Source organism: Desulfobulbaceae bacterium (assembly GCA_015231515.1).
In the GTDB taxonomy this organism is placed as follows: domain Bacteria; phylum Desulfobacterota; class Desulfobulbia; order Desulfobulbales; family VMSU01; genus JADGBM01.
This window is the reverse complement of the sequence record JADGBM010000031.1, coordinates 1-21,636: the sequence shown is the minus strand read 5'-3', so window position 1 is coordinate 21,636 and position 21,636 is coordinate 1. Positions and strand designations below refer to the sequence as shown.

Annotated in this window: 19 protein-coding genes; 8 read left to right on the top strand and 11 right to left on the bottom strand. The window is 42.2% G+C overall.

The features are described from left to right. Window positions 1-60 precede the first annotated feature (60 nt). Window positions 61-1,794: a hypothetical protein gene (locus tag HQK80_07060; protein ID MBF0221974.1), complete on the bottom strand. Its 1,734-nt coding sequence runs from the start codon at window positions 1,792-1,794 to the stop codon at window positions 61-63. A gap of 286 nt (window positions 1,795-2,080) precedes the next feature. Between HQK80_07060 and HQK80_07055 the strand changes: the two genes are divergently transcribed. Next, window positions 2,081-3,709 (top strand): sensor domain-containing diguanylate cyclase, encoded by a 1,629-nt coding sequence (locus HQK80_07055; GenBank protein ID MBF0221973.1) that lies wholly within the window; start codon window positions 2,081-2,083, stop codon window positions 3,707-3,709. A gap of 50 nt (window positions 3,710-3,759) precedes the next feature. After that, entirely contained in the window at window positions 3,760-4,761 is a 1,002-nt protein-coding gene (locus HQK80_07050) for a YhdH/YhfP family quinone oxidoreductase (protein MBF0221972.1), read from the top strand. On the opposite strand, the gene HQK80_07045 is transcribed toward HQK80_07050, so the two are convergent. The 3 genes from HQK80_07045 to HQK80_07035 form a co-directional block, all read right to left on the bottom strand. Continuing rightward, window positions 4,745-5,707, bottom strand: coding sequence for a diguanylate cyclase (locus HQK80_07045; protein MBF0221971.1), 963 nt, complete (start codon window positions 5,705-5,707; stop codon window positions 4,745-4,747). The genes HQK80_07050 and HQK80_07045 overlap by 17 nt on opposite strands. 25 nt (window positions 5,708-5,732) lie before the next feature. Beyond that, window positions 5,733-6,185 (bottom strand): tRNA (cytidine(34)-2'-O)-methyltransferase, encoded by a 453-nt coding sequence (locus tag HQK80_07040; GenBank protein ID MBF0221970.1) that lies wholly within the window; start codon window positions 6,183-6,185, stop codon window positions 5,733-5,735. A 73-nt stretch (window positions 6,186-6,258) separates the two neighbouring features. Then, the gene (locus HQK80_07035; GenBank protein ID MBF0221969.1) at window positions 6,259-7,644 is read right to left on the bottom strand and encodes a M23 family metallopeptidase; all 1,386 of its coding nucleotides are present in this window, start codon (window positions 7,642-7,644) and stop codon (window positions 6,259-6,261) included. A gap of 284 nt (window positions 7,645-7,928) precedes the next feature. Here HQK80_07035 and HQK80_07030 point away from each other — a divergent pair, with 284 nt between their 5' ends. Genes HQK80_07030 through HQK80_07020 form a run of 3 tightly spaced genes read left to right on the top strand, consistent with a single transcriptional unit; the run spans window position 7,929 to window position 11,295 of the window. After that, complete coding sequence (locus tag HQK80_07030; protein MBF0221968.1) at window positions 7,929-9,164, top strand: aspartate kinase; 1,236 nt, start codon at window positions 7,929-7,931, stop codon at window positions 9,162-9,164. A gap of 57 nt (window positions 9,165-9,221) precedes the next feature. Beyond that, complete coding sequence (locus HQK80_07025) at window positions 9,222-10,829, top strand: citramalate synthase (GenBank protein ID MBF0221967.1); 1,608 nt, start codon at window positions 9,222-9,224, stop codon at window positions 10,827-10,829. After that, on the top strand, window positions 10,804-11,295 hold the full coding sequence (locus HQK80_07020) for a helix-hairpin-helix domain-containing protein (GenBank protein ID MBF0221966.1): 492 nt from the start codon (window positions 10,804-10,806) through the stop codon (window positions 11,293-11,295). The genes HQK80_07025 and HQK80_07020 overlap by 26 nt, the downstream gene beginning before the upstream one ends. A gap of 34 nt (window positions 11,296-11,329) precedes the next feature. On the opposite strand, the gene HQK80_07015 is transcribed toward HQK80_07020, so the two are convergent. The 6 genes from HQK80_07015 to miaA all read right to left on the bottom strand — a co-directional run bounded on the left by HQK80_07015 (window position 11,330) and on the right by miaA (window position 17,910). Beyond that, window positions 11,330-11,977: a histidinol phosphate phosphatase domain-containing protein gene (locus HQK80_07015; protein ID MBF0221965.1), complete on the bottom strand. Its 648-nt coding sequence runs from the start codon at window positions 11,975-11,977 to the stop codon at window positions 11,330-11,332. Further along, entirely contained in the window at window positions 11,970-13,304 is a 1,335-nt protein-coding gene (miaB, locus tag HQK80_07010) for a tRNA (N6-isopentenyl adenosine(37)-C2)-methylthiotransferase MiaB (GenBank protein ID MBF0221964.1), read from the bottom strand. Before miaB ends, HQK80_07015 begins: the two co-directional genes overlap by 8 nt. A gap of 50 nt (window positions 13,305-13,354) precedes the next feature. After that, a complete protein-coding gene (locus tag HQK80_07005) occupies window positions 13,355-13,567 on the bottom strand; it encodes a DUF4911 domain-containing protein (protein MBF0221963.1) in 213 nt (70 codons plus the stop codon). 6 nt (window positions 13,568-13,573) lie between these two features. Then, entirely contained in the window at window positions 13,574-15,016 is a 1,443-nt protein-coding gene (locus tag HQK80_07000; protein MBF0221962.1) for an adenylosuccinate lyase, read from the bottom strand. A 154-nt stretch (window positions 15,017-15,170) separates the two neighbouring features. After that, window positions 15,171-16,934: a single-stranded-DNA-specific exonuclease RecJ gene (gene recJ, locus HQK80_06995; protein ID MBF0221961.1), complete on the bottom strand. Its 1,764-nt coding sequence runs from the start codon at window positions 16,932-16,934 to the stop codon at window positions 15,171-15,173. Between the two features lie 7 nt (window positions 16,935-16,941). Continuing rightward, window positions 16,942-17,910, bottom strand: a complete 969-nt coding sequence (gene miaA, locus HQK80_06990; protein ID MBF0221960.1) for a tRNA (adenosine(37)-N6)-dimethylallyltransferase MiaA — start codon at window positions 17,908-17,910, stop codon at window positions 16,942-16,944. Between the two features lie 143 nt (window positions 17,911-18,053). Here miaA and serC point away from each other — a divergent pair, with 143 nt between their 5' ends. The 3 genes from serC (at window position 18,054) to rlmN (ending at window position 21,160) form a co-directional block, all read left to right on the top strand. Further along, the gene (serC, locus tag HQK80_06985) at window positions 18,054-19,139 is read left to right on the top strand and encodes a 3-phosphoserine/phosphohydroxythreonine transaminase (GenBank protein ID MBF0221959.1); all 1,086 of its coding nucleotides are present in this window, start codon (window positions 18,054-18,056) and stop codon (window positions 19,137-19,139) included. A 105-nt stretch (window positions 19,140-19,244) separates the two neighbouring features. Continuing rightward, window positions 19,245-20,114 carry a radical SAM protein gene (locus HQK80_06980; protein MBF0221958.1) on the top strand — a complete coding sequence of 290 codons (870 nt, stop codon included), beginning with the start codon at window positions 19,245-19,247 and terminating at the stop codon, window positions 20,112-20,114. Window positions 20,115-20,116: 2 nt separating this feature from the next. Next, the gene (gene rlmN, locus HQK80_06975) at window positions 20,117-21,160 is read left to right on the top strand and encodes a 23S rRNA (adenine(2503)-C(2))-methyltransferase RlmN (GenBank protein MBF0221957.1); all 1,044 of its coding nucleotides are present in this window, start codon (window positions 20,117-20,119) and stop codon (window positions 21,158-21,160) included. A gap of 103 nt (window positions 21,161-21,263) precedes the next feature. On the opposite strand, the gene HQK80_06970 is transcribed toward rlmN, so the two are convergent. Continuing rightward, window positions 21,264-21,636: DUF1456 family protein (locus tag HQK80_06970; protein ID MBF0221956.1), on the bottom strand; the 373-nt coding region annotated here is incomplete at its 5' end.

Genomic DNA, 21,636 nt, shown 5'->3' with positions numbered 1-21,636 from the left:
TCTTTGGAGTTGGACTTAAAGATAGAGCTTAAACACCACCTATTCCTTGAGGATGGCTATTTATTGTTGCTCTGCTGTTTCTTGGGGTGGAAAAAGTTCATTCTCAGGATTATCAGAACTTTCCAGTTGTCTTCCTGGTTCTTCAACTTTCTCTTCACTGGTTACTGTTGGTTCGGGCAGAACATACTGACCGTTCTCAAACATACCTCTATAGACGACCCCATCCACACTGGTAAATACACCTACGCCATGTTCTTGCCCATTTAACCATTGGCCGACATAACTACTGCCGTTGGCGCCTAGATACGATCCCATGCCACTCATTGAACCATTACGAAACATACCCTCAAATCGACTCCCGTCAACTGTAATCAAAGTCCCTTGACCATTTTCACTGCCAGACAGCCATTGACCAGAATATTTTTCTCCAGTTGAACTGACGTACGTACCGAAGCCATCAAAAAGACCTTTTTTGAAATCACCTTCATAGACAGAACCGTTGGCATCATAAAAAACTCCTTTACCGTCAAAGAGACTATCGACAAAGTCACCCTCATAACGGGCACCATCGGCATATGTAACTTTTCCCGGACCGTTAAGCTGCCCGTTTTCCCATAAACCAACGTAGAACTCGCCTTCACGGTTAAACATTGTGCCCTGACCTTGGAACTCACCGTTCTGAAAAAAACCAACATATTTCCGACCATCAGCAGTTGTCAGACCGCCTTCACCATCAAAAATTCCGTTTTTAAAATTACCGGTATAGTGGCTGCCATCGGGGTAGGTGGCAGAACCTTTGCCATTCTCGACACCTTGTAGCCATTGCCCTTCATAGATTTCTCCATCTGGCATTTCAAGTTTGCCCTCGCCGTGAAAAACATCATCAACGAAGCTCCCCTCATAGCGGCTACCGTCAGAATAGGTAGCAATACCTTTACCATTTAAATGGCCTCCTTTAAAGTTGCCCGCAAATATTCTGCCATCCGGATAAATATGAGTTCCGTATCCAGACGGTACACCCTGCTGAAACAAGCCGGTATGTTTATTCCCATCACTTGATGTGAAAGTACCTTGGCCATGAGGAGTTCCATCTTGAAACTGTCCCATGTACTGACTGCCATCAGCAAAGATAAAGGTTCCAGGGCCATGAAAGACGTCATTTTGAAACTGTCCTGTGTATTTCTCACCATTTAAACCAATCCAGGTACCTTGACCGTTCTTTTTGCCTTCAGCAAACTGGCCCGTAAATTTTTCACCGTTGTCATAGGTTACTTCTCCAGTACCGTGGGCTAAATCATTTACAAAGTCGCCCGCATGAGTGCCACCACCAGGAAATGTCAGTAGGCCACGGCCATCTTTTTTTCCAGCTCTAAATGAACCGGTATAGGTGCCTGCTTTATAGGTAAAGACTCCGCTGCCTTCAGGTAATCCGTTGCGAAACTGACCTTGATAGCGCTGGCCGTTTGGATAGGTGATGAGTCCATCACCATGCATTTTGCCATTCACAAATTGACCGATATATTTTTCGCCATCAGCAAATAACAGAACGCCGCTACCATGTTCAAGACCATTATGGAATTGACCTTCGTATTTTCTGCCGTCAGGATATATCAAGGTGCCTTTACCCTCATATTTGCCTGAGTCATTAAATAAGCCGATGTAGATTGCCCCCGAGGAACTTCGAGAGGTTCCTCGGGATGAGGTATTTGAGTTTGAGTCACATCCTGAAGAAAAAAGAAGAATGCTGGGAAGGAGCAGAAGAAAGGCGGAAATAGAAAGTATGTGATTGTACATGGCAAATTGAGGTTTGTACTAACACGCCACCAATTACGGGCCTTTAGTGGTGCTCAGGATTTGTTATACTAAATTAAGCCTTTGAGATCAGGTAGTTCAAAGGTGTGCCATATTTCGTGATGTCTCGACGTTACTGTAATTTGTAAATATTTTTTTAATTTATATAAATAATAACAGAAATCAAATAAAATGATTCAAATTAAATATCTTTGCCACCCATGGCTGAAAATAAACATAGCCAATAGGCGTTATCGTTTTCTTATTCATCGTACATAATCAATATATAATGAATCAAATTAGTACGTATATAAAAAACAAGATCAGGCGATTCTCGAACTCTATTCCAGAGAACGCCTATCGGCACAATGCTCCGGAACGAAATCATGTCGGACCAGCAAGTGAAGCCATTGGCTCAATATTTGATACCAAAAATTACGATGATCATGCGGCTGAAAAGTTTTTTGACGACTCGTTTCAACTCCAATTATCCCTTCTCAAATCATCGTTGAGCCTGTCCTCGGTTTTAGTTGTATTTAAAAATGATAGAGATGGATCTCTCGACTTACATTCGTTTTCTTCGCAATACCCAAAAAAAATACTGTCGGGACCATACCCGGCTGGAATTGGCATTGCTGGAGCCATGAATCAAGGCCATGATGCTGTTTTTGTATCTGATCTCAACACAAATTACTCAGGAATATTTTACTATAAAGAACTCTTGAAAGTTGGCGCTGCGGCAATTATCCAGATTTTTTCCCAAAAAGATGTTTCTGGTGGTATGGCGAGCACAGCCTTCCTTTGCATTGATAGAGCAGATTCAACCCCATGGACGGATAACGAAAAAAAAATTATTGCCCTGGCTGCTAAAAAAATTGGTATGGATTTACAACTTGGCAAAATGCTTACTTCACTTGACCAAAAAGGAAATCTCATCCAGAAAATTTGCCAGGGTTTTCGAGAATTAAACAAGGGGCTTGGTCTCGAAACTGTTTTTAATGCCACTTACAAAGCGGTCACCTCACTGGTTAATGCTGATTTTATTTCAATAAGTCTTTTAGTCAATGATTCACACCAAACCGCTTTTGTAGCGGGCACTGACAGTCAAGAGCATCATTTAGGGCTTGAGTTCAATCTTAATGAAGGGTTAGTCGGTCAAGTGATTCGTTTAAACAGGCCGCTACCGGTGAATGGTCAGTATAGTGGGCCAGCTCCTGTTTTTTCGAAAAAACAATGTTTGACCGGTTATAGTTCACTGTATATTTTACCGTTGTTGCCTGAAGAAGGTCAGTCTCTGGGTGCTATGACTGTAGCATCAAAAAATGCTGCGGCCTTTGGTCTGGCTCAAATGGATATTCTACAGTTGATTGCCACTCAGGTCGCCGTTAAAATAGAACTTGCAAAATCACATGAAACCATTAATAAAATGGCGACTACTGATGGCTTGACCGATCTTGCAAATCATCGGACATTTCAACATGGCTTCGATATTATGCTTCATCGCGCCAAGCGCCGCCAGAGTCCTTTGACCTTGATTTTTTGTGATATCGATTTTTTTAAAAAGATTAACGATAGCTATGGACATCAATTCGGCGATCAGGTACTTAAAGCCGTTGCAAAAATCCTTTCAGATACTGTAAGGCGCGAAGATATGGCTGCACGTTATGGCGGCGAAGAGTTTGCCTTGATTCTTGAGAACTCCAGTAAAAGTGGGGCCTTACAGATGGCGGAACGAATACGACACGACATTGCCGATCTAACTTTTCAATTTGAAAATGAGTCTGTTGGCTTAACAATTTCACTGGGCATAGCCTCGTTTCCAGAGGACGGTCAGGAAAAAACTACAATTATTGAATTAGCCGATCAGGCATTGTATAAGGCCAAAAGGCAAGGTCGTAACCAGTCGGTAGTTGCTTAAGTTCTGTATAGGCCATCAGCCAAAAACCTAACTTACCAGTACATTTTACTATGAGTTCAACAAATATCGATTTATTTAAAGCATTGTGGGTAACTGCCCATGATGGCGTTTATAAAAGGGAAATTGTAGATCGATCAATTGCTGATTTGCCCTCAAACGAAGTACTTATCAGAGTGTACTATTCTTCCTTAAATTACAAAGACGCCCTCTCTGCGTCCGGCAACAGAGGAGTCACACGTCGATACCCACATACCCCTGGTATCGATTGCTCCGGTATTGTAGTCAGCAGCAATTCTGAAAAATTTTCGGCAGGTGACAAGGTTATAGTGACTGGTTTTGATTTGGGTATGAATACCTCCGGAGGTTTTGGTCAGTATATCTGCGTATCTGCTGATTGGATTGTGCCCTTACCCGAGACAATGGATCTTAAAACTGCAATGCTCTACGGGACAGCCGGCTTTACCGCTGCTCAATGTGTGGAAAAAATCACATCGAATCTTTCTCCGAATGATGGTCAAATTTTGATTACCGGTGTTACTGGTGGGGTAGGGTGCACCTCTGCAGCCATACTGCATAAGCTTGGTTATTCAGTGACAGGATTAACCGGCAAGCCCGACAATAGGTTGTTGAAGCAAATAGGAGTTGATAGCGTAATTTCCCGTGAAGATTTCGTTGTTTCATCGGCTAAAGCCCTCCTGCGAGAACGGTGGGCTGGAGTTATTGACACAGTCGGCGGAGACATACTTGCCAATGCAATAAAATCTACAGCATACGGTGGTGTTGTTGCAAGCTGTGGTAATGCGGCCTCACATGAACTGCCGATTACTGTGTATCCGTTTATACTTCGTGCTGTATCACTTATAGGTATAGACTCGGCTCAAACCCCGGTACAAAGACGTTCATATATTTGGGGTAAATTAGCCGATGAATGGAAGGTCGAAAATATCGAACAACTCTGTGTTGAAATTAAACTACCTGAATTGAGTGGCTTCATTGATTTAATGCTGGAAGGAAAACTTGCAGGGCGCGTAGTTGTTAATTTGGGCGTATAGATTTAAGAATTTCAGTATTGGAGGCAGTTGAGCGTTGGGCAACGACTATTTGATCCTTACCATTGTCCTTGGCTTCATACAGTGCTTTGTCAACCGTTCGAATAAAATCACTGATATCATTCGTCCAACTCAATGTTTCATTTCGTTTGAATTCAGCCATCCCACAGCTCAGTGTAGTTTCTCCAAAATTATATGAGTTATAATTGGCCATCATCCGTTCTAAAACTTTTACTGCCTGATCAGCACTGATATGAGTTAGTAGCAACGCAAACTCATCACCCCCATACCGAAAAGCAAAGTCAACACCATGCCTGACACAACCAAGTAAGATATTACCAAAAGTAGTCAGCAGATTATCTCCAGACTGATGGCCATAAGTGTCATTATAGCCTTTGAAGTAATCTACATCAATGAGCGCAAGAAACGCGGGATATTCCTGACGGACAGATCGATAAAACTCCTCAACAATTTTAGAGTCAAAATGGCGTCTATTATAAAGGTTGGTCAGCACATCACTTATGGATTTTTTTTCAAGTTCTGATATTAAATTTTGTTCACGAATGACACGATTAAGCTTAGCCAAGAGCTCGGCACTGTCAAATGGCTTGGTCATATAATCGATGGCGCCAGCGTTAATTACATCAACATAGGTGTACTCTTCGCTGAGACCGGTCACAACGATCACACCGGTCTTTGGGTAGTTGGCATGTACATACTTTAAAAGTTCCATGCCATCCATGTTCGGCATGTTAATGTCAGTGATCACAATAGAATGGAAATCTTTCTCCAGCACTTTGATGGCTTGTAAACCATCGGAAGCTGTAGAAAAATCAAAACCATAGGAAGCTATAAAGCTCTTCATGACCTCTCGGACAATCGGGTCATCATCGACTAAGAGAATTTTAGCCTTGTTGTCAGAATTTTTGGTGGGGTTCATTGCAAGCATAAGAGAATCTAACTCAAATAGCCTCTCACATGTAATTTGTCTGTCTCAACGCTTCGTATAATACAATGCCGGCACACATTGCCAGGTTAAGGCTTCGTATGTTTCTATTTGCCATGGGTATAGTATAGCACCGATGTGAATAATTTTTCAAAATATATTCCGGCAAGCCCATCGTCTCTTTACCAAAAATCAGATATGAGTCGGCATTAAACTCAGCTTTAGTGTAGCACTCTCCAATTTTCTTACTTAGAAAAAAGAGATGGCTTTTGGCGTGTGCGGTTAAAAACTCTTCAAGACTATTCCAATAAACAATTTTTACATGCTGCCAATAATCAAGACCGGCTCGTTTGAGATGTTTGTCATCAGTGCTGAACCCCAAAGGTTTCACCAGGTGCAGAACTGTGTTGGTTGCACCACATAAGCGTGCTATGCTGCCGGTATTTGGTGGTATTTCGGGCTCAACAAGAACAATATTCACAGTTGTAACCGTTGTGGTAGTGGGAATAAGTAAGCAACTTTTTACTGTTTAATAGCCTGATCAGACTTCAGCATCACAGCAAGGTAAGTTGGTCGGGTGAGTTAATAGTTAAATGGGAGATATGCAGGATTTCAGTTTGATCGGAACTTTCGTTAAGATCATAAAGCCCAACAAGTTTACTTTTCATGGTGAAGAAATCTTGCAATTGGTCTTCAGATAATACCAGCCTTGGTTTAAACTCGATGGAAAAAGGATTTTTGTATGTATTGTTGTGCCGAATACGAAAGTCGAGGTGAGGACCGGTCGATATTCCAGTTGATCCAACATAACCAATTATCTCTTTTTTCTGAACCAAATTGCCGCGGCGCAATCCTTTTTTAAAACGAGAAAGATGACCGTAATAGGTTTTATAACCACCGTTATGGGCCAAAACAATTTGATTTCCATAGCCATTATTGCGGCCGACAAAGGAAACTGTACCATCGGCTACCGCCATAATTGGTGAACCGTGTGGCGCCGCAAGATCGATACCTAAATGTGGTTGCACTCTACCGCTCATCGGATGTTTCCGTTGGTAGCTGAACTTTGAAGTAACGCGGCCCATTGGTAATGGTGATCTGAGAAATGAGGTGCCAACTGCTTGACCATCATGATCAAAATATAAACCAGACGTTTCATTTGAAGGTAGATAATAATAGGCATCATAAACTTGACCGCTGGCAAACTCATATCGTGCCGATTGGATTTTCCCATAGCCAACCAGTTCACCATTTTTGAAATATTTGTCAACGGTAAAGGCGTAAGAATCATCTTTCTGGACTTCAGTGTTGAAGTCGATCTTGGAGGCGAAAATGTCGGCAAAGGCATACAACAATCGCAGATCCTCATTTGTATCCGCAAAAGAACCTAATAGTGACGTTGAAATTTTACCAGAGATACGAACAAGCCTACGTTCAAGTTCAATTGCATCTTTTTGAACCGAATAACTGCCATTTGAGTTGCTAATTGAAACGCTGTTAAGCGGACCTGATTGATATCGAAACTGTTCAAGGGCACCAGATTCATTTAAAGAGAGTGAGTAGGTGTCGAAGGGCTTTAAGCGCCTGAAATCTAATATTCCGGAAAGGGAGTTAATTATGAGAGAACGTATCTCCTGAGGAATAGCATCTCTTCGCAGGGCTGAATCAAAAGTGTCACCCTGTTTTAGAGTACCTTCAATAGCCTTAAACGAATTTTGTGTCTCAGTTGCTATCAGTTCGGGGGTTGCATTGAGCGGTTGGCTTTGGTTAAACCCTTGGTGGGCGAGGACATCCGTGGTACTATCTGTAGGTTGATCATTCGAATAATTTTCTATTGGGAGAGAAACGGAACTGCGAGCGTCATCAATCAAGTTATTGTGAACTACGCTGAACATAAAAACTATGGAAAGGCATACGAGAATATATTGAATAAATTTCATGGTCTGTTTAATTGTCGTTAAGGTTTTAAGTTAAAAATTCACTAACAAATATAGGTGATTACCGCAAGTTAGAACTGGTTGAATAAAGAATTAATTCCCTGAATACATAAGTTATAGATAAAAAATGATGAATTGATAAAAAAACAAAAAAAAACTATTTCAAAAGCCTTTATCTAGTAGTAGTTTACTGAGTTTACAGAGGTGTACTGAATACCCCTTATGCTGGTATTCTTTACATTGAGATGAATGCATACTTTATACCGCAGAGTGGAGAAAGCAGGAATATGGCATTAATTGTTCAAAAATTTGGTGGTACATCTGTTGGTAGCCCTGAAAAAATCAAGGCTGTCGCAGAACGTGTTCTGGCCAAAAAAAAGGAAGGGAATAAAATGGTCGTGGTGCTCTCGGCAATGTCAGGAGAAACGAATCGTTTTGTTAGTTTAGCCTCTCAAATGCAGGAAGAACCGGATCCTCGGGAGCTTGACGTTCTTTTGTCAAGCGGTGAGCAGGTTACTATTGCCTTGTTTGCCATGGCAGTGAAAAGTTTAGGCGATGACGCCGTGTCTCTTTTGGGAGACCAGGTTAAGATCAGAACTGACAAAATGCATACCAAGGCACGTATCAAGTCCATAGATACTGAACTGATAACAAAAAATCTTGATGCCGGTAAAATTGTTGTTGTCGCTGGTTTTCAGGGTGTTTCTGAAGACGATCATATCACCACTTTAGGTCGTGGTGGATCTGACACAACGGCTGTTGCACTTGCCGCGGCTCTTCATGCCGATAGCTGTGAAATATTTACTGATGTTGAAGGGGTGTATACAGCTGATCCTAATATGTGCCCTTCAGCACGAAAGATTGACCGCATCTCTTATGATGAAATGCTTGAATTGGCGAGCTTAGGGGCCAAGGTTCTTGATATCAGATCTGTAAGTTTTGCAAAGAGATACAAAGTGCCATTACATGTACGATCAACATTTACAACAACAGAAGGCACCTGGGTTGTTGAGGAGGATAAAAAAATGGAAACAATGTTAGTTTCAGGCGTTACATATAGTAAAAATGAAGCACGGATTACTTTGTCGAAGGTCCAGGACACCCCTGGTGTTGCTTCTACTATTTTTACACCAATCTCTGATGCCGGAATCATAGTTGATATGATTATTCAAAATACCAGAGCCGGCGATATAACCGATATGACTTTTACAGTTCCTCGTAACGATTATTCAAAAGCAATGGCTATCGTGAAAAATGTTGCAAGGGATATTAACGCTGAAAGCGTAAGCGGTTCTGAAAACATCGCTAAAATCTCTGTAGTTGGTGTCGGCATGCGAAATCATTCTGGTATTGCCACAACAATGTTCAGGGTACTTGCCGAAGAAGGGATTAACATCATAATGATCAGCACTTCCGAGATAAAAGTTTCATGTGTCATTGAGGAGAAATATACGGAACTCGCTGTTCGTTCCCTCCATGAAGCTTTTGGGCTTGATAAAGATAACCAACCTATCCAGGAATAGATAGAAAGTTACAGCCTAGGATGTCCGGCTAAACTTCTAGTATATACGGCAATTACAATGCAAATTTACGATACAACATTGCGTGACGGCACACAGGCCGAAAATTTCAACCTTTCAGTCGACGATAAGATTCGCATATCGTTAAAACTTGACGAACTGGGCATTGATTTTATCGAAGGCGGTTGGCCGGGAGCAAACCCAACATCTGTGCAATTTTTTAATGAGATGCACAATTATAGCTTAAAGCACGCGAAGCTCTCTTCTTTCGGCAGTACACGCCTTTTTAGTAATAAAACCGACCAAGATCCTAATCTCAACGCTCTGATCGCTGCAAAAACCCCGTGTATTACAATTTTTGGCAAAACCTGGGACATACACGTCGAAGTCGCACTTCGTATAACTAATGATGATAACCTGCTTATTATTGACGAATCATTGCGCTATCTTCGTCCCCAGGTAGAGTATCTTTTTTATGATGCCGAACATTTTTTCGATGGTTTCAAGGCCAATCAGGAGTATGCCCTGGCTACCGTTGAAAAAGCACATCTTGCCGGCTCAGACTGCCTTGTATTGTGTGATACAAACGGTGGAACCTTACCCAGCGAGATTGCCGAGATCATTGATCAAGTTAAATCGTATTTTGCAGCAAAAAATATGAATCCTGAGTTAGGCATCCATTCCCATAACGATTCTGACACTGCAACGGCCAACTCACTCATTGCGGTCCATCATGGCGTTCGTCATGTGCAGGGAACAATGAATGGTTTCGGTGAACGTTGCGGGAATGCGAATCTCACCTCGATAATTCCGGGCCTTGCCTTGAAGATGGGCCACTCATTTGCCGCTGCTACCAATCTTACGCGACTCACAGAGACGTCGCGATTTGTTAATGAACTTGCCAATCTGCCCCATAATAAATACCAGCCGTATGTTGGGGTATCAGCTTTTGCTCACAAGGGTGGAATTCATGTTGCTGCTGTTAAAAGAAACCCTTTAACCTATGAGCATATTTCACCTGAAAAAGTTGGTAATATCAGGAGAATTCTGATCTCTGATCAATCCGGTAAAAGCAATGTTCTGCACAAGGCCAAGAAGTTTGGTCTCGATTTAGAGTCTACTGATCCAATCGTTACAACCATTCTTAAAAAACTGAAAGATCTGGAAAACCAAGGCTTTCAGTATGAAGGCGCAGAGGCGTCATTTGAGCTGTTGATGCGAAGAGCCATGGGTACGTTACCAGTGTTCTTTTCATTACGAAGCTTCAGAGTTATCAACCAAAAAGATACTGTTGACAGTGACCCTCAGGCTGAAGCGACAATCCAGTTGGAAGTTGGCGGTGAAATGGTACACACGGCAGCACTTGGAGATGGTCCTGTGAACGCCTTGGACAATGCCTTGCGTAAGGCCTTAACCTGCTTCTATCCGCAGCTTGAAGGTATGTGGCTTGATGACTATAAGGTACGAGTGCTTGCCTCAGAACATGGAACAGGTGCTCGCGTTCGGGTTCTTATCGAATCTCGGGACAGTAACTCTCAATGGGGAACCGTTGGTGTCTCTCATGACATTCTCGAAGCAAGTTGGCAGGCCTTGGTGGAAAGCATATCCTATAAGCTTCTTAAAGATAAAGTCAGCCAGAACGATGCAAAACAGGCTAAAGGTTGCTAATCTGAATAAAAGCGTCGGTGCTGATGAAGCAACTGACTCAGGAAACAAGCAATCGATTCTGGTGCTGGTCGGACTTTGTATTATTTTATCGCAGGTAATTTCGTATTCAACTGGCAGGACGGCTATCACGTCGTCAACCGATCACGCCAGTGACTATCGAGCAGGTGACAATGGTGCGATTCTATTTGTTTCCTCAGTGCAGAGCCTTACGGATAAAACGGGTGGGCACGATAGCCACGGTCAATTATCGGCCGACATGGCCCCCTTCTTTTTTCGGCAAATTCCAATTAATACTGCATCAGCAGAGCTGCTTGTCACAATTCCCGGCATTGGTCCCCGCATGGCTTGGCGGATACGTTCCTATATCCAAAAAAATGGCGCAATGACCAATATCTCAGAACTTGAAAACATTAAAGGAATTGGCCTGTTAAGGTCTAAGGCGATTGCCAATTATGTTCGAATATAATTTTTCGCCTAAGCCAATGTCAGAAAATAACGGCCTATCTTTTTCTGGCAACTAACTCTTCCATATTATGGCGAATCTGATTGTAGTCCTCGTCTGTCAGACCAGCACCCAAGGCCACCATTTTAGCCATTTTCGCGGTCAGAAAATCACCAGGCCCGTGTCCGTCTGCGTTAACCGCAAGTTTAGCCCCATATTTCTTGGCAAGCTTTGCGACATAGCCATTGGTCAGAGAATGCCCTTTTCGCCCCGACAACTCGATAAGAACACCTCTTTGGGCTGCTAACTGCATCTCTTCATCTGTAATAAATCCCGGGTGAGCCAATAGATCTACTCCAGCCTCAATTGCAGCCCGATTTGTCCCCTCCTTAACAGGTTCAACGATTGTTTCGCCATGCCCCACGACAATTTTAGCGCCAAGCTGACGGGCCTTTAAGGTGAGTTCCGCAAAAAGGGCAGGGGGGACGTGGGTAAGCTCAACTCCTGGCAATAAGATAGTCGAGGAGTGTTGATTCAAATCAGCCGCAGCTTGAACCATTCTTGGAATTATAAAGTCTAGATTTGACGAATCGGCGTGATCGGTAATGGCCACAGCTTTATAGCCAAGAACTTCAACTCTTCTAAGGTGTTCAGCTGGAACAAGTTCGCCATCGCTAAAAAATGTGTGGGTGTGAAGATCAATCATACATGTGTCCTCGCAATGAGTTTTGGCAGGCTTCATCAATTTCAATGGTCACTAGTTGACCGGGTTCAAGCGCAGATCGACAGGTAAAATGAACAATGTGATTGGTCGTTGTCCGCCCATTCCATTGATTATTCTGCCCCTTACTTTGTCCCTCAACCATAATTTCCAAGGCCTGGCCAATATACTCCTGGTTACGTTCTAAGCAGATCTCGTCAATTCGTTTTTGCAGAACAGCAAGACGTTTAATTTTAATAGCCTCCGGCACTTTACAATCAAATTTAGCGGATTTGGTGTGCGGACGATCTGAATACTTAAATGAGTAGGCACCATGATAACGAACTTTTTCAACCAAATCATAGGTTGCTTGAAAGTCGTTGTCAGACTCGCCCGGAAAACCAACAATAATATCAGTCGTAATGGCAATATCCGAACGATGTCTTCGTAATTGCTCAATAAGCTCATAGTAGGTATCGACACTATATTTACGGTTCATAGCTGTTAAAATAGCATTTGAGCCTGATTGAACAGGAAGATGAAAATGAGAACAAAGTATATCAATTCTTGAGAAACATTCAAGAAGGTCAATGGTTAAATCTTTGGGGTTAGATGTGGTAAAGCGAAGACGGTTGAGGCCTGGAACATGAGACACTGCTTCTAACAGCTCAGCAAAGGTATGCTCTTGTTTCCCGTCGCTGTTTCGACCGTAAGAGTTGACGTTTTGACCTAATAAGGTAATTTCTTTCACACCCTGCCGGGCAAGATGATCGGCCTCGGTGACAATTTCTGAAAATTTTCGGCTGATCTCTCGGCCCCTGGTGAAGGGCACAACGCAATAAGTACAAAAATTATTGCAGCCCTGCATTATTGTAATAAATCGCTTGTGATGAGGGCCACTGTTCGGCTCAGGCAAAAAAGGCGGAATAACAAATTCGCTGTTTTGTTCAACTGAAACGATACGTTTCTTGTTGTTTATGATGTCAGCAAGGAGGGCAGGGAGGTTGTAGAGGCTTTGGGTGCCCATTACCAGATCAACAAAAGGCAAGCGCTGTAGAAGTTTTTGCCCCTCTTGTTGAGCGACGCAACCGACTATGCCGATGATTAGATCATTCTTGCTTTCTTTTATAAGGCGGAGAGTGCCAAGTAGAGACATGGCTTTATGTTCGGCTTTCTGACGGATACTGCAGGTATTAACCAATACAATGTCTGCATCTTCAACTGAAGTTGTTGGCGCAAAGGTTTCCGACATGAGTTGACTCATAATCTCTGAGTCTCTATCATTCATTTGGCAGCCAAATGTTTCAATGTAATATTTCTTAGTAATAGACATAAATAATAATGTTAAATCAGTCCAATAGGGCTCATAATTAATTAATTAAATTAGACAATTTCATTACTCCTGAGAGTGTCTAGAATCATAAAAAGCTGCTCCTCAAAGCAACAGGCATAACGCAACAGAATTGTACCATCATGACGGTTAATCGTGGACAAGGTCGTCATGCCGTCATATCCCTCCAGTAAAAATCGCAAGAATCCAATCCGGGCTGGATTAATAACGCATTGATGCTGACGAAAAAGTGAGCTGTCGGTCATCTGATATCAGACGTTAATGTCAACTTTTTCAGCGGACAGCAAGGATCGATAGGGTGCCAAGCGAGGCATGACAATGGTGTCAATATAGTGGTCGGTTTGAGCTTCCGCTCTACCGGTAAACTGATCAGTGTCGGTAATCATGGCCTTGAGCTCATCTAAGGTGAAAGGGATGTTGTCGTCATTTCCCAATCTGTCCAGAAGATCATTATCTTTTGCCTGCTCTTTAACAACAAGTCCTGCATCGACAGAATGAACCTTAATAACTTCGTGCATATCCTGTCGGCTTTTGCCTTTCTCAACACAGGCCATTAATATCTTTTCAGTAGACATAAAAGGTAATTCTTGAAATAGATGACGTTTGATTTGTTCCGGATAAACAACCATTCCGTCTGTAATGTTAATAAAAAGTTTTAGCACCGCATCGGTTAATAAATAGGCTTGAGGGATATCCATTCTGCGAATAGCTGAGTCGTCAAGTGTACGCTCAAACCACTGATTTGAATAGGTGGCGGCAAAGTTAGCAGGCAGGCCCATCAACTTACGCGACAGGCCAGTCATGCGCTCACTGCGCATTGGATTACGTTTATAGGCCATAGCCGAACTTCCGACCTGGTTTTTAGCAAAAGGCTCTTCCTGTACCTTCAGGTTCGATAATAGGCGCAAATCGACTGCAAACTTGTGAGCTGTAGCTCCGATACCCGCTAAAGTCTCAGAGGTCTTCATGTCGAGCTTGCGAGTATATGTCTGTCCTGTTACGTGAAAAATATCGTTAAATCCAAGCTTTAAAGAAACAAGCTTATCCAATTCATTAACTTTATTGTGGTCATTTTTAAAGAGCTCCATGAAGGAGGCCTGGGTGCCGACAGTTCCCTTAGCGCCTCGCGCCTTAATCTGGGTCTCAAGATGCTCGACATAGTCAAGATCCATCAGAAGATCTTGTAGGTACAAGGTGTTGCGCTTGCCAACAGTTGTCGGTTGGGCAGGCTGATAATGCGTGTAGCCGAGAGTGGCCAGGCCCTTATGTTGTTTGCAGAATTCAGCTAAGTTGTTGATTACATTGACTAGTGCCTTTTTAATAAGGGCTAACGCCTTTTTTTGTGTCACCAGATCTGTGTTGCAGCCAACAAACTGAGAGGTGGCGCCAAGGTGAATAATGGGCTCGGCCAATGGGCATTTCTGGCCAAAGGTATAAACGTGCGCCATAACATCGTGGCGTGTCTCTTTTTCCTTAGCTGTAGCCATCTCAAAGTCGATATCCGCAGCATGCTGCTTCATCTGGGCAATCATTTCCGGCTTTACCAGGTCAAGGCCAAGCTCATACTGGGCTTCGGCGAGGGCTATCCAGCACTGGCGCCACGTTTCAAACTTATTCTGTTCGGAAAAAAGATACTGCATCTCTTTGCTTGTGTATCTGCCAACAAGCGGCTCCTGATAGATATCTCGATTCATTGTCGGATTTCCTTTTAACTATGCGAAATACAGAGTGATAAGCAATGTCGCATAATGTGTATTATGTTTAGTTTAATATAAAACAAATGATACCATGGCGTTACAACTATTTTAATCTGTGCACCCCCCTTGAAACTGCTAAGCCATTAAATTCTTATGCGTGCGACTCCAAGATAAGATCGTGTATGAAAAGCTGATTGGTCTCTTGATGATTAAAGAAGTTTTTTCGGAGGCTAAAAGCAATATGCGCTTTTACAGCAGAATTTTCTATGGTGGTGTGCTTTCGAATAGCATCAGCAAAGCCAAATCCAATTGCATTAATCAGACTTCCTCCGAGTTTAGCTTGAAACCGTAAATGCGACTTCTCTTTACCAATGAATTGAATATTTCTCAACTCACAAGCTGATTTTAAAGTATAAATAGGTTCAAAATTGTTAAACCCGTATGGTTGAAGAGCGTTATTTGCAGCTTCAACTTCACTTATCTCCCACTCGTTATCAGCAAAGCTATGATCAATTATCAAGGTAGACTCAGTCTCACCTGAGCTTAGATTCTTGGCAACCAGATCGTAAAGTCTGCTTCTTAACGCCTCAAGCCTTGACTCTTCGACACTAAATCCACAGGCAGCGCTATGTCCTCCAAACTCAACCAGAATATCGGAGCATTCGGCAAGTATGTCATGAAAATTCAAGCCCTCGATTGAACGTACGGAGCCTTTGAGTATACCCTCACCACAAAGCGCAATAGCAGGCAAGCCATACTCTTCTATCAATTTTGAGGCGACAATTCCGATAACACCCAGATGCCAGTCTTTCCGGTAGATTATAATGCAGGGTTTGCCGGTAAGTTTCTGTTTGTCTACTTCATCTTTTGCCTGCTCAATATGCGTAAATGTAAGCTGCCGCCTGTTGTCATTAATCAGTTCAATCTTATTTATTATCTCCTGGGTATTTTCAGGATTGTCGGCGGTCAGGAGCCTGCTCGACAATCCTGCATCACCCATACGACCAGGAGCATTAAGTCGCGGTCCAATCTTAAATGAAATGTCTTCAGAGTAAATTATTTTTCTCTGGGATAATCCACATTGTTCTAATAATTTCGCTAATCCATGGTTATTGGTCATAGTCAGCACGTCAAGGCCGGCAGTGACCAGAATTCTATTAACACCTCTGACTTCTACCATGTCACAAATAGTGCCTATAGCAACAATATCAAGGAGTTTTTTTAAGTTAGGGGCAGTGCTCATGCTTAAGTAGCCAACTTCTACTAAATAACTTCTTAAGGCCATGACCAGAAAAAAAGAGACCCCTACTCCAGCCAGGTCTTTAAAAGGAAAAGCACAGCCAGTCTGCCAAGGATCAATAATCACATTGGCATCAGGAAGATCATCCGGCGGTTGGTGATGATCGGTAACTATCACCTTCCAGCCTGCATTTCGTAATTTGGAAACTTCACTTTCATCAGAAATACCGCAGTCACAAGTAACTACTAGTCCCGGTCTCTCCCCTGCCATTAAGTTGTTGACAACTGAATACTTCAGCCCGTAACCGTCCATTATTCGATTCGGGTGGCAAATAAGGTATTTTTTATTTAAGAGCATCAAGAAATTTGCCAGTACAGATACCGCCGTCACACCATCAACATCATAATCACCATACAATACTATATGCTCGTTGTTCACTATAGACTCATGTATTATTTTCACGGCATCATGAACACCTTTAAGTAAAAATGGTGATGGGAGCTGACCCAGTTGGGGATGAAGGAACTTCCCTACGTCATATTCATCTATCTTTCGACCCGACAGTAAGCATGATGACAGTTTTGAAAGTCCGTATTTAGTAGATATTAGGCTGACATTTTCATCGTCAATATCTTTAACTAGCCATTTCTTATGTTTAAAACTTGATAAATTCATATGGATCTTATATCGCCAAAAATTTTGAAATTTTAGTGAAGAGTTCGTTTCGCTTGTCGGGGTAATACCAATTAACGTCGGTATCTTTTTTGAACCAGGTAAACTGTCGCTTCGCATAGCGCCGGGTATCTCGGGCGAGTAGCTCAACTGTCTTTTCCCAACTCCATTCACCGTTCAAAAAAGAAAGTATATGCCGATAGCCCAGCGACTGCATTGAGCTAAGTGTGGCAGCATAGCCCATGCCTAAAAGCATATTTACTTCAGCAACCAATCCGAGCTCAATCATAGTTGCAACTCTTTGGTTGATTCGTTCATACAGTTGATCTCGATTACGATCAATTCCTAATTTTAATAGTTTTTTGGGGCGTTTAATTCTTCCTTCTGCACTTTTATGCTCATCAATATACTCCGACCAGGTTTTGCCAGTCGAACGAAAAATTTCTAGGGCACGCACTATCCTGTAGCTATCGTTTTCATGAATACGCTCAGCACTTTGCAGATCAACTCTCTGCAACTCCTTATGCAGATCTCTTGAACCTCTCTCCAGAACTTCGTTTCTCAGGTTTTCCCGAATAGCTTCATCGATCTGGGGTTGAGAGAAAATTCCAAACTCCAAGGCCTGAAAATAGAGTCCGGTACCACCAACCAGCAAAGGTATTTTATCACGTTCACGTATGCATTCAATCGCATGACAGCAATCGCTAACAAATCGCGACGCATTATATGGTTCATCCGGATTAACGTAGTCGATTAAATGATGGGCCACCTGAGAGAGTTCATCTTTAGAGGGTTTTGCAGAACCAATATCCATATATTTATAGATCTGCATGGAATCCACTCCGACAATTTCACAGTTAAACTGCTGGGCTATGGCGATGGCTAACTCTGTTTTTCCTGATGCCGTCGGACCTGCCAAAAATATAACTGGTTCACTAAAACAGTGTTTGTTTGAAGTATGAGGTGCAAGATTACTCATGGCAGAAATAAGTTATATAAGGTATGTTGTACTGTTTTTTTACTTAGTTACTGTGATGCGGGTATCCACAGCGAAGGGCCCGATCAATCGAACACTATAAAAGATTTAAACAGCATATATTCACTACCATAAGGAGTCACATCATGCCAGAGAGAGTTTATAACTTTAGCCCAGGACCTGCAACCTTACCGCAGGAAGTTTTGCTGCAAGCTTCAAAAGATATTATTAATTTCAATAACACCGGGATGGGGCTTATAGAGCTTAGCCACCGCAGCAAAGATTTTATTGCTGTAACCGACAATACCGAAAAACTTCTCAGAGAACTGCTCGATATCCCTGACAACTATAAAGTTCTTTTTCTTCAAGGTGGTGCCTCCACGCAATTTGCCATGGTACCAATGAACTTACTCAGTTCAACCACTAAGAAAGCCACCTATTTAAACACTGGCACATGGTCAAAAAAGGCAATCAAGGAGGCCAAATTATTTGGTGATATTGATGTCGCCTTTTCAAGCGAGGATACAGGCTTTGATCGATTACCGGCAAACCTGGATTTCGCCTCAGCAAACTCCAGTGAATATCTTTATTTTGTTTCAAATAACACAATTTACGGTACGCAGTTCAGTGAGATGCCTAAAACAGAAACTACCATGATTTGTGATATGTCCTCGGATATTTTGTCTCGAAAAATTGACGTTTCATCGTTTGGCTTAATCTTTGCCGGTGCTCAAAAGAATATGGGGCCTGCGGGGTGTACTGTTGTAATTATCAGGGAAGATCTTCTTGATAAAGCGCCAGGCAATATTCCTACTATGTTCAAATACAAAACCCATTCAGATAAGGCGTCCATGTTTAACACACCGCCTTGTTTTGCGATTTATGCCATTGGTCTTGTTTTGAAATGGCTCAAAGATATTGGTGGTGTCCCTGCGATTGAGGCCCAGAATCGTAAGAAAGCAAAGCTTATATATGATTGCATTGATTCTTCTTCCTTTTATAAAGGACATGCCCAGTCAAACAATCGTTCCATGATGAACATCACCTTTAATCTCCCGACTCCGGAGCTCGAAGCACAATTTATAAGTGAAGCTTTGGCTGTCGATTTAAATGGTTTAAAAGGGCATCGTTCCATTGGCGGTATTCGGGCCTCAATTTATAATGCCTTTCCTGTTGAGGGTGTTGAAAAACTCGTCTCTTTCATGGAAGAGTTCGAAAATAAAAATAAATAAGAAAGCTGCACATATAACAGGGAAGAGTGACGTGATTGTATACAGCCATTTCACTTTTTCCCCTCCCCTTCTCTTTCACATCTCATAGCTCACTTGCTTTAAATAATGGATTATCAAGGTAACGTTATCAGGCCGCCCAGTGAGTCTCGAAGTATCATATTACAAGTCACTGTTGGTTGTTCTCACAATAAATGTACTTTTTGCGGGGCCTATAAAGATCAGAAGTTTACTATAAAGCCAGATCATGTCGTTATGGATGACTTAGCTTTTGCAGCCCAACATTATGCGCATGTAAACCGTCTTTTTCTTGCCGATGGCGATGTGCTAATATTGTCGCATAAACGGCTTGTTGGCCTTATTACCTCAATAAAAAATAAGCTTCCGTCAGTGAAAAGAATACGACTTTATGGTAATGCAAAAAGTATTCGATCAAAAACCGTGGAGGAGCTAGCGGAGTTAAAGGCACTTGGCCTTGATCGTATTTATATGGGACTGGAGAGTGGTTGCGATACTATTCTTACCGGTATAAAAAAATGTTCAAGTAGCCAGCAGATGATTGAGGCAGCTTGCAAAGTAAGAGATGCCGGGATTTTCCTTTCAGTCACCACCCTTTTAGGAATTGGCGGCACAAAACTGTCTGCTAAGAATGCCATAGAGACAGCCCAGGTACTAAACTCGATGAAACCAAATCAAATTGCTGCTTTAACCCTTATGCCTATGCCCAACACAGAACTCTATGCACAAATAAAACAAGGGCTTTTCACACTTCCCAATCAACACTCCCTTCTGGCCGAACTTCGATTGATGGTTGAGAATATCACCATTGATAAAGTCCAATTTCAGGCAAATCACGCCTCCAACTATCTGCCCATAGATTGCCGCCTCCAAAAAGATAAGGGGCACGTTCTGGAATTATTAGATCTGGCAATTGCGGGTAAGACTCCGTTAATGCCGGATTACATGAGGGCTCTATAGGTATGTCACTCAATCACTCTGAATTGATTGATTTAAAAGATTTATCATTAAATAAACTGATAGAGGTTGTCTCTTCTCTGGACGAATCCCCTTTTAGAGCAAAACAGATTTTCTCCTGGCTGTATCGACCGGGTATACGAAAATTCGAGCAAATGACTGATATCTCAAAACAGTTCAGGGCGAAACTCGATAACACGGCCTATTTCAGTCAGCTGGCCCTGCATAAAAAAGAAATATCAACAGATGGCACCATTAAATACGCATTTATGCTGTCTGATGACCATATCGTTGAAAGTGTCCTTATTCCAGAGGGAGATCGCAATACCTTATGCGTATCGTCTCAGGTTGGCTGTGCAATGGGTTGTAAATTTTGCCTCACTGGGACTATGGGGCTAAAAAGAAATTTGACACCGGCTGAAATTGTCAATCAAGTTTATTATGTCGCAGAAGAGCTGTTAGCTGCTAACTCGGGTAAGGTTACGAATATAGTGTTTATGGGAATGGGAGAGCCACTTGCCAATTTCAATCATCTGATGACAGCGCTTTCCATTTTATCTGATAATCTGGGTTTAAATTTTTCAGACCGTAAAATGACTGTTTCAACCTGTGGCATAGTTCCGAAAATAATAGAACTTGGCCAGAAATGCAGCGTCAATATGGCTATTTCTCTTCATGCTGCAGACGATCGTACCAGAAATTCAATTATGCCGGTCAACCTGACCTATTCACTCGATTCGCTTATCACTGCCTGTCGAGAGTTTCCACTCTCTAAAAGAAAACCCATCATGTTCGAATATATTCTTTTAAAGGATGTCAATGACTCGGCTCAACACGCTAAAGAACTAATCAAACTACTGCATGGCATTCCGTGTAAAATAAATTTGTTGCCTTACAACTCCTGCCCTGCCCTGCCTTTCCAGAAACCACTCCCTAAAACCATTGAAACTTTTCACCAGATTCTTCGTAAGGCTGGTCATACTGTAATAATTCGAGATAGTAGAGGTGCCGACATCTCAGCTGCCTGTGGTCAGTTAGCCCAAAAATAAGGCCCATCCGGAACTCTCTCTTTGAATTAGCCTGGCTCGTGTTTCAATCGTCAATTAACGAAGAGTATAAAAAGTTACCTGAAAAGTTTTATTGGAATAACTATCATTTATCGCACTTACGATATTTAAGCTGCATCCCTTTCAAGAAATTACGTAGGATCTGATCCTTGCAATCACGATAATGCTTGTGTTCCGGCCTGCGGAAAAAAGCACTTAGCTCATGCTTGCTCATCGACAAATCAGCTAGTCCCAGAATTTTCATGACATCGTCGGCTTGGAGGTTTAAGGCAATTTTTAGTTTTCTGAAGATGATATTGTTTGTTAAACGACTCTCTGGCTCAGCGTGCGGGCCATCTTTTTTTCCACGAAAGTGATTAATCAACCCATTAAGGAAGGCTACAAAATCAGGGTCGTCGCAGTTCTGATATGATGGGTCATCCTCTTTTTTCAACCAGTCACTGATTTGGGCTCGAGTA

Coding starts and splice junctions, on each gene's coding strand:
- HQK80_07060 (MBF0221974.1), bottom strand. CDS start 1,794: ATGTACAATCACATACTTTCTATTTCCGCCTTTCTTCTGCTCCTTCCC.
- HQK80_07055 (MBF0221973.1), top strand. CDS start 2,081: ATGAATCAAATTAGTACGTATATAAAAAACAAGATCAGGCGATTCTCG.
- HQK80_07050 (MBF0221972.1), top strand. CDS start 3,760: ATGAGTTCAACAAATATCGATTTATTTAAAGCATTGTGGGTAACTGCC.
- HQK80_07045 (MBF0221971.1), bottom strand. CDS start 5,707: ATGCTTGCAATGAACCCCACCAAAAATTCTGACAACAAGGCTAAAATT.
- HQK80_07035 (MBF0221969.1), bottom strand. CDS start 7,644: ATGAAATTTATTCAATATATTCTCGTATGCCTTTCCATAGTTTTTATG.
- HQK80_07030 (MBF0221968.1), top strand. CDS start 7,929: ATGGCATTAATTGTTCAAAAATTTGGTGGTACATCTGTTGGTAGCCCT.
- HQK80_07025 (MBF0221967.1), top strand. CDS start 9,222: ATGCAAATTTACGATACAACATTGCGTGACGGCACACAGGCCGAAAAT.
- HQK80_07020 (MBF0221966.1), top strand. CDS start 10,804: ATGCAAAACAGGCTAAAGGTTGCTAATCTGAATAAAAGCGTCGGTGCT.
- HQK80_07015 (MBF0221965.1), bottom strand. CDS start 11,977: ATGATTGATCTTCACACCCACACATTTTTTAGCGATGGCGAACTTGTT.
- miaB (MBF0221964.1), bottom strand. CDS start 13,304: ATGTCTATTACTAAGAAATATTACATTGAAACATTTGGCTGCCAAATG.
- HQK80_07005 (MBF0221963.1), bottom strand. CDS start 13,567: ATGACCGACAGCTCACTTTTTCGTCAGCATCAATGCGTTATTAATCCA.
- HQK80_07000 (MBF0221962.1), bottom strand. CDS start 15,016: ATGAATCGAGATATCTATCAGGAGCCGCTTGTTGGCAGATACACAAGC.
- recJ (MBF0221961.1), bottom strand. CDS start 16,934: ATGAATTTATCAAGTTTTAAACATAAGAAATGGCTAGTTAAAGATATT.
- miaA (MBF0221960.1), bottom strand. CDS start 17,910: ATGAGTAATCTTGCACCTCATACTTCAAACAAACACTGTTTTAGTGAA.
- serC (MBF0221959.1), top strand. CDS start 18,054: ATGCCAGAGAGAGTTTATAACTTTAGCCCAGGACCTGCAACCTTACCG.
- HQK80_06980 (MBF0221958.1), top strand. CDS start 19,245: ATGGATTATCAAGGTAACGTTATCAGGCCGCCCAGTGAGTCTCGAAGT.
- rlmN (MBF0221957.1), top strand. CDS start 20,117: ATGTCACTCAATCACTCTGAATTGATTGATTTAAAAGATTTATCATTA.